6 protein-coding genes are annotated in these 16011 nt (G+C 40.0%); 2 read left to right on the forward strand and 4 right to left on the reverse strand.

The window, feature by feature from the left end; translation table 11 throughout:
- Nucleotides 1-265 precede the first annotated feature (265 nt).
- Nucleotides 266-3751 (reverse strand): glycosyltransferase family 117 protein, encoded by a 3486-nt coding sequence (locus B0B05_RS04070; RefSeq protein ID WP_076782209.1) that lies wholly within the window; start codon nucleotides 3749-3751, stop codon nucleotides 266-268.
- A gap of 218 nt (nucleotides 3752-3969) precedes the next feature.
- Here B0B05_RS04070 and B0B05_RS04075 point away from each other — a divergent pair, with 218 nt between their 5' ends.
- Together B0B05_RS04075 and B0B05_RS04080 are read left to right on the forward strand one after the other, a co-directional pair.
- The gene (locus B0B05_RS04075; RefSeq protein WP_076782210.1) at nucleotides 3970-5007 is read left to right on the forward strand and encodes a PLP-dependent cysteine synthase family protein; all 1038 of its coding nucleotides are present in this window, start codon (nucleotides 3970-3972) and stop codon (nucleotides 5005-5007) included.
- 77 nt (nucleotides 5008-5084) lie between these two features.
- Nucleotides 5085-6356, forward strand: a complete 1272-nt coding sequence (locus B0B05_RS04080) for an aminotransferase class I/II-fold pyridoxal phosphate-dependent enzyme (RefSeq protein WP_076782211.1) — start codon at nucleotides 5085-5087, stop codon at nucleotides 6354-6356.
- Between the two features lie 65 nt (nucleotides 6357-6421).
- Here the strand turns inward: B0B05_RS04080 and B0B05_RS04085 are convergent, their stop codons facing one another.
- The 3 genes from B0B05_RS04085 to B0B05_RS04095 all read right to left on the reverse strand — a co-directional run bounded on the left by B0B05_RS04085 (nucleotide 6422) and on the right by B0B05_RS04095 (nucleotide 15982).
- On the reverse strand, nucleotides 6422-8365 hold the full coding sequence (locus B0B05_RS04085; protein WP_076782212.1) for a heavy metal translocating P-type ATPase: 1944 nt from the start codon (nucleotides 8363-8365) through the stop codon (nucleotides 6422-6424).
- 264 nt (nucleotides 8366-8629) lie between these two features.
- Entirely contained in the window at nucleotides 8630-10954 is a 2325-nt protein-coding gene (gene tamL / locus B0B05_RS04090; protein WP_084173875.1) for a translocation and assembly module lipoprotein TamL, read from the reverse strand.
- A complete protein-coding gene (locus B0B05_RS04095; protein ID WP_076782213.1) occupies nucleotides 10955-15982 on the reverse strand; it encodes a translocation/assembly module TamB domain-containing protein in 5028 nt (1675 codons plus the stop codon).
- Nucleotides 15983-16011: the final 29 nt, after the last annotated feature.

Here is a 16011-nt window from a genome sequence, read left to right on the forward strand (position 1 = left end):
TGAAAGTATTTTTAAAACGAATCACCAACTAGCCCCGATGGGAACGGCATCCTTTTGCTTGGCGCGAGGCGGCGGAGCGTAGCGGAGCCGACCGAGCGGCAAAGCAAAAGATATAGTGGACAGCGGGAAACAGCTCCTAACCTTAACCAGAACTGCCCGACAAAATCAATTGCTTCTAATGACAATCGGAAAATAAAATAATTAAAAAATTAATGATTAAAACTACAAAATAAAAACGGACAAATTGATCTGTCCGTTTTTAAAATTATTGTGTCACTTTCATCAGCTGTTTTGTGATCTGATCCATCTTTTCGGCTTCGTAAGTGGTATCGTAGTCCTTCATCACATCAAAAAGGTAGGTGTAGAACGATGTTATTTTTTGCACATCATCTGCTTTCCTATAGGCTTTTTCTTTACCCATCTCCTGCAGATCTTTGATAAAGGTATCGAATCTTTTATCAATCACATTGAGCGAATTGACCAGGTACTGATAACCTTTTTCCTTTTGTCCTATTTTATTATAAGCATCAGAAACAGCGCCCACAACCAGAGAGTACTCCATCGGTTTGGTTTTCATCTGTCTTGCTGCATAAGCCTGGAATTTTGGTGAAAGTCTCGTGTAATAATCATATTCCTGGAAAATCCCTTTTTTGAGGTCTTCTGCCAGTTTGAGGCCTTTTTGCTCCTGTCCTGCTACGATGTAAGCGTACACAATAGAGCTGAGCGACCGTGGGTCGTTGTACTTCACAACCGGTATTTCACGGTTTGCCAAATCCAGCAATTCGATGGCTTTTTGTTTCTCACCTTTCAATGTAAGTGCTTCTGCGGCGCGGCTTGCAGAGGATCTGTAGCTAACAATATTCTGTGTACAGGTTTCATCGAAATGGGTTTTAAGGTCTTTGAAATTACCCCATCTGTAATTCTTCACAATGTTGTAAAGCTGGTCGGCATTCACCATTCCCAATTCGCCATCCGGAGATTCTTCGGTTTTGATAGGCACTAACCTGTAACTGAAGCCATCAAATTTAAGATAGTTGGACAGGAAGAACAGATTACTTGGATCGTAGATCCCACCGCTTGAGAAATTGATTGGCCTCTTCCAGTCAAAATTGGCCAGGATGTCCATCATCATCATATTATTCTTGAACATGCTGGATCCTTTATAATTGATAACTATCTGTTTTTCAGCATTCTTAGCTTCTTCTGGTGTTATTATTCCTGATTTAACAGCATTATTGACATTCACAGGCAGGATAAATTTGGATACAGGTAAGAAATTAAATTTCTCATACCGCTCTTCCCCAAAAATCATTTTTACAATCTCATCTTTTTCAGGAGACTTCATTTTCAGGAAGTTAACAGCCTCTTTCAGCGTCATAGAATCCTGTGTCAGATATTTTCTGAACTGGGCCAGCTCTGTATCCGGTGCGCCCTGATCTTTCAGATTGGCAAAAATATTAGACCAGTCATCTTTGGACATCATATACACCTGATCGTTAGAACCTTCTCTGTAATCTTCATGATTAAGTGTCGACGGAACCGGCATCGCATTATAGGTTCTTCTCTTCACCTGATCGATATTCCAAGGTGTGGATAATAATGTAAAGTTGACCACTTTCACATCCGGACGGAACTCTTCGGTCTCCTGAATCGCCCAAACCGGATAAGTATCATTATCACCATAAACAAACATGATATCATTCTTCGGCAGCGACTTGAGGCTGGAATAGGCATAATCATAGGCCGCATAACGGTGGCTTCTGTCGTGAACATTATAATTTTGGAAACCCATCATCAACGGAATCCCCAGCAGAACCACACCGGCAACCACTTGTGCAGACTTGGTTTTAACTTTCTTCTGCAACAGCCAGTAGACTGCGGCAACGCCGAGACCTATCCAGATGGCAAAGGCATAAAAAGATCCTACCATCGCATAATCCCGTTCTCTTGGTTCAAAGGGTTTTACTCCGGTATAGAAAACAATCCCGACACTGGTTAGTATAAATAAAGATAATATTGCATAGAACCTTCCAAAATCTCTGTTGAGTTGAAAGAAAAACCCTATCAAACCAAGAATTAATGGCAACATAAAGAATTTCACTGTACTATCGTTTTGGAATTTCTCTGGCATAGCACTCTGGTCACCCCAAAGATTATTGTCGATGAATGGGATGCCTGTGATGAAGTTGCCGTTGGTATTTTCCATATGCCCTTCTACATCATTTTGCCTGCCGGAATAGTTCCAAAGCAGGTATCTTACAAAGTAAAAATAGTTCTGGAAGGTGATAAAATAATCCAGATTCTGAGCAAAAGTCGGTTTTTGGACGTTGATAATACCAAACTGTTTGGCCTTCAGGTAATCATCCATTTTGATGGTACCGTTCTCATATTTCTGGCGAAGTTCATCAAAAAACTGTTTAGCTTCAGGACTTTCCGAAACCTGCTCATTACCATAATTGAAGGTAAAATCCGGTGCGCCATACATCGAGATATAATTCGGCATGACTGACTTATCCTCACTGAACATCCTTGGGAAAAACCCAACCTGATCTTTACTGTAAACATAATTGAACTTTTCGCCAACTACGCGGTATCTACCGGTTTGCGGATCTCTCTCGTATGTATCGCCAGTTTTTTCAGTTTTATAACTGCCATCTTCGTTCTTTTCGATGCCATTAGGGTCCAGATAAGCCGTATAATTTTGGCCGTAAAAAGTTGGCCAGTCACCATATTGCTCACGGTTGTAATAATCCAGCATGCCAATGGCATTATCCGGATCATTAAGGTTCATTGGCGGATTGGCATTGGCACGGATTGGGATGACCAGCCAGCAGGAGAATCCTATCATCATATACACGACAGAAAGTGCTATCGTCTGATATAATGATTTGCCTGTTTTCCTTGTATAATTAATGAAAAGATAGCATAATACAACCAGGATCACAAACGCAAAGATAGTCCCTGAATGGAATGGCAGGCCAAGTCCGTTGACAAAGAAAATTTCTGATTTGCCAAATAGGGTCATGACAACCGGGAAAATGATCTTGAAAACAATCGCCAGAATAACCAATGTTATGGCATTGGCCCATAAAAATGATTTCCAGCTAAATTTGTAGTTTCTGGTATAATAAATCAGGCAAACCGCAGGCAACGCCAACATACACATCATATGTACACCTACAGATAAACCAATCACAAAGAACAGAAGAATAATCCATCTCTCGTTGTCTTTCTCAAGATATTCGTTTTCCCATTTGGTAATCAGCCATACTATAAGCGCAATAAACATACTTGCCATGGCGTAAACTTCCCCTTCTACCGCAGAGAACCAGAAGGTATCAGAAAAAGTAAAACATAAAGCCCCTACAGCGCCAGCAAATAATGTTGCAATCTCTTCTGCAACTGTTATATTTTCAAATTCTTTATTCAATAACCTTCTGACAAGATGGGTAATTGTCCAAAACAAAAACAGGATTGTAAACGCGCTGAACAAAGCTGACATCGCATTAATGACCAGCGAATAATGCTGACCGTCGCCAAAAGCGAATAATGCGACAACTGCTCCCACGAGCTGGAATAGTGCAGCACCAGGCGCATGCGTTACTTCAAGCTTGACAGCGGAAGAAATATATTCACCACAATCCCAAAAACTGAAATTAGGCTCAATTGTTGATAAATAGGTGAAAAATGCGATTACAAAAACGACCCATCCCAAGATGGTGTTCCATTGCTTAAAAGTCCAATTCTTCATATAAAAAACGAAATATCGGCGAAATTAATGTTTTTGTACCAGTTTTTTAGGTTTTTAACAAAAATTAAATAATCCGTGATTTTAAAAATTAGGCAGAAAATCACCTTAATTCTTAGGTAGATTATTTGATTAAAATCATATTCAATATATAAAACTAAAAACATTGCAATATTTTTTTTATTTTTGCAGACAGTTTTTGAGAGAAAAATGATATAAAAATGACGAATGTATACGATAACATTCTTGAGTTAATCGGTAACACACCGTTAATCAGATTAAATCGAGTAACCAAGGACATTCCTGCGACAGTATACGCTAAGTTGGAATCCTATAATCCAGGGCATTCTACAAAAGATAGAATAGCCTTACATATTATAGAAAATGCAGAAAAACAAGGACTGATAAAGCCCGACTCTGTTATTGTAGAAACAACCTCGGGCAACACAGGATTTTCTATCGCAATGGTTTGTATTGTAAAGGGTTACAAGTGTATCCTTGCAGTGAGCGATAAAACCAAACCGGAAAAAATTGCTTATCTGAAAGCATTGGGCGCAACCGTATATGTCTGCCCCGCTTCGGTTCCTGCAGATGATCCCAGATCTTATTATGAAGTAGCCAAGAGAATTGCTAAAGAAACACCTAATTCTGTTTACATCAATCAGTATTTTAATGCACTCAATATTGATGCACACTACCAGACGACCGGACCGGAAATCTGGAAACAAACCGAAGGCAAAATCACCCACATTTTTGCCTGTACCGGTACAGGTGGAACACTTTCCGGAACAGCAAAATACCTGAAAGAGCAAAATCCGGATATCAAAGTGATTGGCGTAGATGCAGACGGATCTATCCTGAAAACATACCACGACACCGGAAAAATCAATAAATCAGAGATTCATCCTTATCAGATTGAGGGATTGGGGAAAAACCTGATTCCTGGTGCTTTGCTTTTTGATGAGATCGACGAATATGTAAGAGTGAATGATGAAATGTCAGCGTACAGAACCCGCGAAATTGCCCTGAAAGAAGCTATCCTGGGCGGCTATACCACTGGTGCCGTAACACAGGCACTGATACAGTATGCCAATTCCCACGAGTTCAAAAAAGATGATCTTATCGTCCTGATCTACCCGGATCACGGTTCCCGTTACATCACCAAGGTGTATAGCGACAAATGGATGGAAGAACAAGGTTTTATCAATAACTGTTTTCACAATTATGATGAAATTTTCAAAACAGAGTACATCAACTAATTCTAAAACACAATATTTATAAGCCTTTTGTAAATACAAAAGGTTTTTTAATTACAATCAAAATATCAGTTAGAAAAATGGACATTTTTGAAAGAATAAAACACAACCCGGGCCCATTAGGCCAATTTGCAGATTATGGTGAAGGCTATTATATTTTTCCAAGATTAGAAGGACCAATTGGCCCAAGGATGAAGTTTCAGGGTAAAGAAGTTATCTTCTGGAGTGCCAATGATTACCTCGGACTATGTAACCACCCCGATGTTAAAAAAGCGGATGCCGATGCGGCTGCAGAATACGGAATGTTTTATCCAATGGGTGCCAGAGCCATGTCCGGAGAGACCGAGCAACATCTTCAGCTGGAAAAAGAACTGGCAGAATTTGTAAAAAAAGATGCTGCTTACCTCCTTAACTTTGGTTATCAGGGTATGGTTTCTACGATAGATGCGCTGGTTTCCAGAAATGATGTTATTGTTTACGATGTAGATTCTCATGCCTGTATTGTGGATGGTGTAAGGTTACATGCCGGAAAACGTTTTACATACAGACATAATGATATAGAAAGCCTTGAAAAAAACCTGAAACGCGCCCAAAAAGTTACAGAAGAAACTGGCGGCGGGATTTTAGTAATTACCGAAGGGGTTTTTGGCATGAGAGGACAACAGGGAAAACTGAAAGAAATCTGTGCACTGAAAGGGAAATACAGCTTTCGACTATTGGTTGATGATGCCCACGGATTCGGGACCCTTGGTGAGACCGGAGCAGGAGCCGGCGAAGAACAAGGCTGCCAGGATCAGATAGATGTCTACTTTTCTACCTTCGCCAAATCGATGGCGGGTTTTGGAGCTTTCTTAGCAGGAGATAAAGATATTATCCGTTACCTGAAATTCAACCTGAGATCTCAGATTTTTGCTAAATCCCTTACAATGCCAATGGTCATTGGTGGATTAAAAAGACTCGAACTTCTAAGAACAAGACCTGAAATCAAAGCTAAGCTTTGGGAAAATGTAGACAAGCTGCAAAATGGCCTTAGAAAAATCGGGTACAATCTGGGTAATACCAACACTTGCGTTACACCGGTTTTTATTGAAGGTTCACCAGTAGAGGCTACATTGCTTGTAAAAGAATTGAGAGAAGATTACGGTATTTTCACTTCCGTAGTGGCCTATCCTGTAATCCCAAAAGGCATGATTCTTTTAAGATTAATTCCAACAGCTTCCCACACTGATGCAGAAATTAATGAAACATTGGCCGCCTTTGATTCTATTTTCACCAAATTATCAAGCGGTTACTATAAAGAAGCTGAAGCCAGGTTACTGAAAGAACAAAATCTAGAGTTCAAGCCAATTTAATTGTATTAAAAATGAATTAAAAAAAGTTCAAACATTGCTGTTTGAACTTTTTTTTGCTCTGATATTTAAGCAAACTTCATATTTTGAATTCGGACTGCATTGAGAATAGCCAGCATTGCCACACCTACGTCAGCAAAAACAGCTTCCCACATATTGGCAAGTCCGCCGGCGCCCAATATCAATACAATAACCTTGACACCAAAGGCTAAAGCGATATTCTGATAGACTATTTTTTTGGTCGCTTTACCAATACTGATGGCCGTAGCTATCTTAGATGGCTGATCTGTCTGGATAATGACATCGGCTGTCTCTATAGCAGCGTCAGACCCAAGGCCACCCATCGCAATCCCAACATCGCTCAGCGCCAAAACCGGTGCATCATTGATACCATCACCTACAAATGCGACAGTTTCTTTGGGATTTTTCATAATACTTTCCAGCTTTTCAACTTTATTCTCGGGTAACAGATCGCCAAAAGCCTGATCAATCCCTAGGTTTTGAGCCACAGATTTTGTTAGGCTGCTTTTGTCACCACTTAGCATCACGGTTTTTATCTGTTGCGCTTTCAGTTTATGAATGGCTGATAAGGCATCGTCCTTCAGTTCATCAGCAATTATCACATAACCATAATACACATTGTCCACCGCCAGCATAACACTGGTCTCCCTGATATTTTCCAGTTCTGCCGGGTAAATAATATTGTAGCTGTTAAGCAACTGCAGGTTACCTGCCAGAACTATTTTTTGATTGATAACGGCTCTAAGGCCTTTTCCGGAAATCTCCTCCACGCTCTCGGGAATAATGATTGTAGGATGATATTGGGCAATGGCTTTAGCAATGGGATGATTAGACTGGCTTTCTATAGACGACAAAATGGTCAGAAATTCGGGTTCCGAAATGTTTTCTGTGACAACTTTCTGAACTTTGAAAACGGCTTTGGTCAATGTTCCGGTTTTATCCATCACTACTGTTGTCACCTTTGCGATAATATCCAGAAAATTAGAACCCTTGAATAAAATCCCGTTTCTGGATGCCGCGCCAATACCGCCAAAATACCCCAATGGGATTGAGATAACCAATGCACATGGACATGATATCACCAGAAAAACTAACCCTCTGTATAACCAATGACGAAAATTATAATCCGGGACCAAAAGTGCCGGAACCAATGTGATAAAAACAGCTAAGAGAAATACGATGGGGGTATAAATCTTGGCAAATCTCCTAATGAATAATTCCGTTTTGGCTTTTCTGGAACTGGCTTCCTGCACCATCTCCAAAATCTTAACAACAGAGCTGTTTTCGAAAAGTCTTGTTGCTTCTATCTCAATAACCTGATCCAGATTTAGCATACCAGCTAAGACCACCTCAGATTGCCGGAAGACAGAAGGCCTGCTTTCACCAGTAAGTGCTGATGTGTCAAGGCTTGCTTTTTCCGAGAGCAAAAAGGCATCCAGAGGGATTTTTTCACCCACTTTAACCTGAAGTTTTTCACCAACTGCTACTTCTGCAGGTGAAATACTCTGCCAACTCCCATTACGGAAAACAGTTGCTTCCTTTGGGCGGACATCCACGAGTGCCTTGATATTATCCCTGGCTTTGTTAACAGCTGATTCCTGAAACATCTCACCAATGGTATAGAACAACATAACGGCTACAGCTTCCGGAAAATCACCAATGGCAAACGCACCTATTGTGGCGATAGCCATCAAAGAAAATTCATTAAAAAAATCCAACTTTCTGGCCATTACAAAAGCTTCTTTGAATACTGAAGAAGCTACAAGAATATAGGATACAAGATACCAACCCAGCCTTAGCCAAAAATTATTCGTAAACCAATCTGCCTGAATCCAAAAATCAAGAATCAATCCGGCAAAAAATATAACCAGGCTGATGATTAATCCTATGTTGATATTGCTATGATGATGGTCGTGATCGCTATGTTCGTGCTGATGGCAGTTCAACTCATTATCATCTGTACCACAACATCCGCTACTACAATTTGCCATAATATTATGTTTATAGACAAATTTAAGGTATAAAGTATGTAAAACCTAAAAAATCGTAAGCAGTTATTATTTAAAACAAAGAAATACTTTATCCTGGAAAAAGCAATATCGATTATTTTGAAGTTTAAAATATACTTTAGTGATTAATTGCTAGTAAGTTAATACTAAATCAATTAGAGTATGAAATTTATTACTTGTTGAGTTTTTTTGAGAAGTTTATATATCAAACAAGTCCGCTATTGGATGGTTATAAATTGATTATAGTTAGAAAGGATAGCCAATCGCAATATTGAGAATCAGATTATCTTTTCGCCAGCTCGGGTCACCAAAATTGATTTTATCGAACATCCACCGGTCATTTTTTGGATAATAAGGCACACGCAGCGGCATTGCCAAGTCAAGTCTCAGGATTAAGATTGAAAAATCAAGACGTAAACCAAACCCGGCTCCCACAGCAATTTCTTTCATAAAATCTTTTGAAAATTTGGCTCCCGGCCTTTGTGAATCTTCGTTGACAAGCCAGATATTACCTGCATCGGCAAAAAGAGCGACATTCAGGAATTTATAAATATTTGCCCGGTATTCCGCATTCAGTTCCAGTTTGATATCGCCGGACTGATCAAAATAATAACCCTCCTGAATTGTCCTTGGATCAAAACTGCCCGGGCCTAATGTCCTCGCACGAAATGCTCTGATACTGTTGCTACCACCGGAAAAAAACTGTTTAGAAAAAGGGATATTATCAGAATTGCCATAAGGATAAGCAATACCTCCAATAAAACGGGTTGCCAACGAGGTCTTCTCATTAAATTTATGATAAAATCGGAAATCGTTTTCGATTTTCGCGTATTGGCTAAACGGTACTCCAAAGATGCTTTTCTCCTTCCCTTCTTTAGCATTGGCACCCGTCAGCAGGCCTGTAAGATTACCCGCCAGATCCAGAGTCCCTTTATAATAAATAGTGCTTGGCTTCTGAAGCATGGTATTGGTATAGGTATAAGAATACGTTGGACCAAAAATCAACTGTTTTTGAACCACACGACGCATAGCATCACTTTTGGCAGAGATAGAATCATAGAGTGGCGTGACATTAGCCGGCGTTACATACGTAATATCAATCACTTTGAGATCATGTTCTTTCCTGGCATTCTCTTTCCAGACATATCCAAAGGATCCGGAAAACGTATTGAGTGTATAATATTCTGTCCTGTTTTGGAACTCATAACCCAGCGTAATATTGGTACGCGGCACAAACGCACTGGAGGAATTAAATCTGAACGGCGCTACAATCCTGGGGATAGATAATTGTACATTGGTACCGGCACGGAAGAGATTTTTGGCATTCTCCGGCCCGCCCATTTGCACATCAAATGCCCCATAAACCGAAGCCTTAAACTGTTCTGCACCTTTGAAAAAATTACGGTGTGTCCAGTTTAGGTTAACCTCGCTACCCGCATAATTCGCAGAGTTGGTTCTTCCTAACGCCTCCAGCCTCAAAGACTGAATCGGTCTTGGCGTCAAAAGATAATACGCATCAAACTTATGCTGCAGAGAATCTGAAACAATAAATTCGTTCTTAACAAATTTGAAAACGCCTAAGCTTATCAGCCGGTTGAGCGTTAGGTTATGGTCTGCACGGTTATACAAATCGCCCTTTTTAAAATAAAGAGCACGGTCAAATATTTTTGGTTTAAATTTATGCTCCGGATCGATAACATAAATATCGTTATACGCATATTTGCCCAAAGAATCACTGTTCATAGGGACACTATATTTCCCAATCCGTGCATCGCGGATATTATAACTCGGGAAAACCACCACCTTATCTATACTGAACTGCTCTGTGGCCAAGTCCGGTGTATTATCCTTCAGTTTGACATTAAGCTCCACTTTATGGTTTTTAGCCACCGTACTGTCTGCCTGCACAATGATATTATCACCACTGAAATAATAAAACCCGCGCTGCTTAAGACCATTATCAATGCGTTCTCTCTCAGCCTTTATAACATCCAGATCAAAAGGTTCACCAACTTTAAGAAGTGTTTTCTCTGTAAGTTTCTGAATTTCTGAATTAATCAAAGTAGAATCTTTCTGAAACTTCACTTGGCTAATCAGGTATCTTGCGCCTGGCTTTACATTATAAATCACTTTCGCTTTCTTATTTTTCGAAAGCGTATCGTAAGTTGCTTTTGCATTGAAGTAGCCTTTGTTCTCAGAATAATTTTCGATAATATCCTTGTTAAACTCTCGGTCTACATCGCCAAGCAACACCGGTTTTTCTCCTAATTTATATTTAAGCCAATAATTAAAGCCTTTCTCTTTTTTGGGCTCTTTGGCAATATTATAGAAAAAAAGTTTTGGGCGCAAACCTAGGAAAGTAGAATTAGGCTTGGGTGTAAGATTAGCCTCCAGTTCAGATTTCAGGTTTTTCTTATCACTTTTGGAGAGGCTGTCACCTTTGATATTAACTTCTGCTCCGGTGTAGAGCATTTGCCCTTCCTTCAGATACTTGGTATTGCTGCAGGACACGGCAAGGCCAAGCGAAGCAAAAACCAAAAACTGTCTGATATAACTATTACTGATATTCATTTACTTAAACTCTACTTCTTTGTTATTTCTTCTTTCTCTCCTTGATTCTTTTTTGGCTTTTTCAAAAATCTCACGGAATTTATCATAATCCAAAGTGATGATAAAACCAAGGCCCGTTTCTACAATCTGGCCCTGCAATGCCACCTGATATTCATTTTTACGGTAAGCGCGCAGTGTGTAACGCCCATCTCTGGAGAGGCTGTAATCTACGGTGACATCACCGGCAATATTGGTCATATTTTCATTTTGGCGTGCTTCACCTTCTAATCCAAAATTGCTTCCTACGGATACCTTTAGCCGGTCATTCAGTAGTTTTTTACTAATGTCAACATTCAGGTCTGTTCGTGTATTTTTTTGCCCGGTTGAGTAATCTTCCGACGACTCCAAATCAAAATTGAGATCTACACCTTTGATGAGCCCGGAAGCCAGGTTATTGATCTGTTGCGACAGGATTTTGCTCACACTCTGCCTTGCCATATCCTCTGCAGAAAGTCCGGCGCTAGATTCAAAAGGGTTTTCACCAATGAAGCGGTTCAGCAATAACAGCGCTAAAACCTGCTTGTTCATCTCCGATTCCTGATTTCTGATTTGTGATAATTTTTGATCCACAATATCCGTCACTGTAGATGACACCGAGTTATTTTTCTCATCTGTCGTAATATCAAAACTGATCTCCGGTTTAAGCAGTTCGCCTTTCATTTTCAGTAATGTATTAAAAGGGATTCTCTGTTTAAACTGATTAAGGGTTGCCGCACTCTCCCCGCTCAACTGCTGCTCAACAAGATCAATAGGCGCTGTTTCGGTTTTATAGATCGCGGTTATATCCATCAATGCCGTAGTTGGTTCGCCGGTCCAGGTGATGGTACTTCCTTTCTGAATATCGAATTTGCGTTTCAGAAGACTTACCGTCATCTCATAGCTCCCCGACTCTACCTCGTAAACCCCAACCAAAGTCGTTTTACCAGAAGGATCTACGCCGCCGGTGAGTTCTGCTTCGCCCTGGAGTTTTACAAAATCTCCGTTGGCTTTGTCAATTAATAATGATAGTTTGGCCTTTTTGCTGACTTCTATATTAACACTAACATCCATGCCTTTGATCTTACTTTCTGTATCTATAGAGTCTGCTTTGATGGTTTTGTTCAGCGCAATCTGATCCTGATCTACAAATTCTACAATGCCATCACGCTCCTGCAAAGAAGGATTGGATTGTGGTAAGACAAATGTGAAATCTGTATTATCAGCCACCGAGAGACGGCCGTCAACCTTTGGCAAATCGAGATTGCCGCGTACCTGCAACGCTGCATCTATTGCCAGAATACCATACATCAGCGCATCATTGGACTTTTCTGAATTCACTACCTTGAAATCTTTTGCACGAAGGTCCAGATTAAAGGCAAAATCGCGGTAAGTCTGCGTAAGAACCTGCCCGTCTATATTAAGTGAATTGCCGTCTTTGTCATTAATTTTAAAGTTATCAAACTCAATTCCGCGGTTGGTAAATGCTATTTTATCATTAATTTTCCTGAAGTCGCTTCCGGTTTGGGCAATCATCAGTCCAACATTATTCATTTTCAGATCACCCAAAATCTTAGGAGCAGCGGCAGTCCCGGTAATCTTGAGATCGCCGGACAGGTAACCTTCGGTATTGGTTATGGCATTCATAGAAAAGCCCTGCAACGTGGCCATCTGCAGCTGATTCATATTCATATTAAGGTCAAAACTGCCGGCTGATGTATTATAATTCCCCAGGATTTTAACATCATTGTTATTTCCGGAAAGTGCAATATCTGCATTAAGAACACTGGCTGATGTGTTGGCTACTTTAACATCCAGCTTACCCACAGGGCTGCCATAGACAAACAAATCATCAACATCCAGATCTGCGGTAAAGGTCATGTTTTTGCTCAGATTCCTCAGTTGCGCCGTTCCATTGATCGTTCCCTTTGCCAATAATGAATCTTTTTTGATAATCTCGGTAATCGTTTCTATTTTAAAATCCTTGAGCGAGACATTGAGCGGACTGTTGGACGCATTGCTTTCTGACTGCAACAGAATCTCGCTTCCCGAATTGGACAGACGGAAATTATCTGCAAAAATCCCGCGGCTGCCTATTTGGATTTTGTTGTTATCTGCCACGGTCCAATCCATATAGTTGAGCTTTAACCCGGCCGGCTTCAATGAAATTTCTGTAATATCATTCATCGATTTGGCTGTACCGGCAATCAAAAAGCGTGTCACATCTTTATCATCTTTGGTGGTAATATTATAATTGATAACATTATTTGCCACATCACCGTTGACATTGACTTTGTTGAGTGCAAAACTTTCACTTTTGAGCGCAGCCATATCCAGATTATACTGCAAGGCCTGATTCTGATTGGTTATTTTCAGGCTGGTATTTTCTAAAGAATTAGTACCATATAATACTTGAGGAATCGTTGCATTCAGCTCAATCAACTGAGAATCGGCATTGTAATTCCCTGTGATATTAATCGTTTCGAAGCTTTTAAGATCCGGGACAAATTTCCTGATAAGATCATCATTCTTGATGCTGGCATTCAGCAAAAAATACTGGCCTGGATCAATTTTAGCCGCTTTCCCGGGTTTTTGGAATTGATAATAGTGATTAACCGTCTGCTGCAACGCCCCAAAAATCTGTGTCAGTTTGTACTTCCCTTTCAGTTCCACATCAGCAATCTGAGAATTCAGCCTGATAGCAGTTGAATCCGCTGTAGAAACAGCATTCAATTTAATTTCCTGCACAGGATAAACTTCTTTGGTATCCGAAATGGCAAAATGCTGCAGATTAAGATAGCCGTTGAGATGATCAGGATCCAGATTGGTAAAATCGCCATCAATTCCGCCTGCGATAATCATTGGCGAACTGTAAAACCCTAATTTGTGAAGATCAAGCTTGGTAATATCACCATTCACTTTAACTGTTGGATTTTTATCATTATAAATACCGGAAGCTGTCAAATGGAGATTAGCGTTCGGATCTTTGGAATTGAGTTCGATATGATATGCACCATGCCTGATTTTTCCCACCAGGTTCATGTTCTGGTAGCGGTAGCCATTATACGTAACCGATTGTACATTACCCCGCAAATCGGCATTAGCCTGTTTGAAATCAAAACTTTCGCCTTTTGCCCCGATCTGTGCCGTAATGGCGCCCACCTGTTTATTCTGGATGATTTTCCCAATCTGTAGATTTTGCAGATTGGCTTTGACATCGTAGAGTTCCCTGTTTTTTCTACGCATATCCACTTTAGCCACAATTCCGGCATTGCCTAAGGTAGAATAAAGGCTGAGATTGGTATTCACAACTTTTGTTGTTCCCTTAGCAAAACCCTTGATGCTGAAATGCGAAGGCAACGAAATATTACTTGGAATCGTACCTTTTGGCACCAGGTTAAAAACTGTTTTTCCTGATGATGCCAACTCTGCTATTCTGAGGTCATAATACAACTGACCCGGCTTCATGGCGTTTTTTACACGTCCGGATGCGGAAACTCTTAACTGATCCAGGCCGGAAACCTTGAGCCTGTTAATCAACAGATCATTAACAAAACCGCTTAAATTGGCATCCACATTCAGAATAGCATTGGGATATTTGTTAAAAGGCGCCGTATTTTTGAGTTTAGGCACCAGATTGAGAATATCAGCAAAACCGATTTTAGAATTCTCCAGGTTGGCTGCTATTTTTACAGCACCGGGATTAGCTGTCAACTGTTCTATTGAATTATAATTAAGCACCACCTCATCCCTCAATAGCGTTTTGGAGGTTTGCAGGTATAGATTTTTGAGGTAAGCCTCTTTTTGTGCGTAGACAAAATCGGTATTGAATTTCTGAATATCCAGACCTCTTGCCTCACGGATTTCTGCTAATTTCACACTGCCTGCGAACGTACTATTCTCCATTTTAAAATTGCGAAGGTCAAGATTGAGCTTTGCAAAATTGAGATGGTTAAAATCCATTCCTGACTTGGTTGGGGCAACAGCCGTGTTGTTATAGGCCACTTTTACATCATCCAAAATCAATTTGCCAAGAAGAACCGTCATGGCTTTTTCTTTGGCAGTGTCTTTTTTATGTTCTGGTTTTTCAGCCTTTTCAGTATTGGCATCAGCAGCTGGCAGAAAAAGATTAGCATTGATTTTGGCACCTGTTAAAAGGACATTCCCAACATTGTAATCATTATTTTCCAGATCGATATTGTTGACTTTTGTACTCAGTTCCCTGAAAAGAACTTTTGCAAACGTTTTGGTATTGTCATCGCCATAATCAATATCAAAATTGGTCAGCCTGATGCGGTTTAGTCCCAACTTCATGGGCTTCTTTTGGTTAAGAGAATCGACTTTTTTCTCAACATTTTTTGAGACTTCTTCTATCAGATCCTGCTTCAGTTTAAGCTTTAACCCGTCCATATTAATATCATTGACGGCATAAGAATTATTCTGCAAATCAAAGGTTTTTACCCTTGTGTCAAATGATTTTACATAGACTTTGATATCATTACGCGACTGCTGATCGTTAAAAGTGACACCAATATCTTTCAGTTTTATCTTGTCCAGCGAAATAATAAATGGTTTGGACGGGCTTTCTTCTTTGTCTGATGTTGCAAAGGCATCAATAATATAATCGAAATTGAACTTGCCCTGTGGATTTCTCACAACATTGGCACGGACACCTTCCAGATCTATTGACGTAAGATCTGCTTTGGAATGGATGAGCTGCCACATATCCAGGCCGACATCCAATTTTTTTACAGCGAGCAAAGTATCTATATCCTGACCTTTTAAATAAAGATTTTCCATCACAAGGCTGTTGGGGAAACCAATGTAGACCTTGTCCAGACTGACTTTTGTTTTGATTTTATCCTGCAGATATACAATCAGTTTGTCTTTTACAAAATTTTGTACCGCAGGTATGCGCAGACTGAAAATCAATAATATCAAAAACACCACTATGCTGATAATGGTGATCAAAGTACGTTTAAGAATCTTTCTCCAGTTGAGTTCTAATTTCAAAAGACAGTTTTTTATCGGTGGAAAAATAC

Origin of the sequence: Epilithonimonas bovis DSM 19482 (genome assembly GCF_900108115.1) — a bacterium.
Lineage (GTDB): Bacteria > Bacteroidota > Bacteroidia > Flavobacteriales > Weeksellaceae > Epilithonimonas > Epilithonimonas bovis.

Bases quoted from the DNA above. Each gene is read 5' to 3' on its own strand.
- B0B05_RS04070 (WP_076782209.1), bottom strand. From the start codon at position 3,751: ATGAAGAATTGGACTTTTAAGCAATGGAACACCATCTTGGGATGGGTC.
- B0B05_RS04075 (WP_076782210.1), top strand. From the start codon at position 3,970: ATGACGAATGTATACGATAACATTCTTGAGTTAATCGGTAACACACCG.
- B0B05_RS04080 (WP_076782211.1), top strand. From the start codon at position 5,085: ATGGACATTTTTGAAAGAATAAAACACAACCCGGGCCCATTAGGCCAA.
- B0B05_RS04085 (WP_076782212.1), bottom strand. From the start codon at position 8,365: ATGGCAAATTGTAGTAGCGGATGTTGTGGTACAGATGATAATGAGTTG.
- tamL (WP_084173875.1), bottom strand. From the start codon at position 10,954: ATGAATATCAGTAATAGTTATATCAGACAGTTTTTGGTTTTTGCTTCG.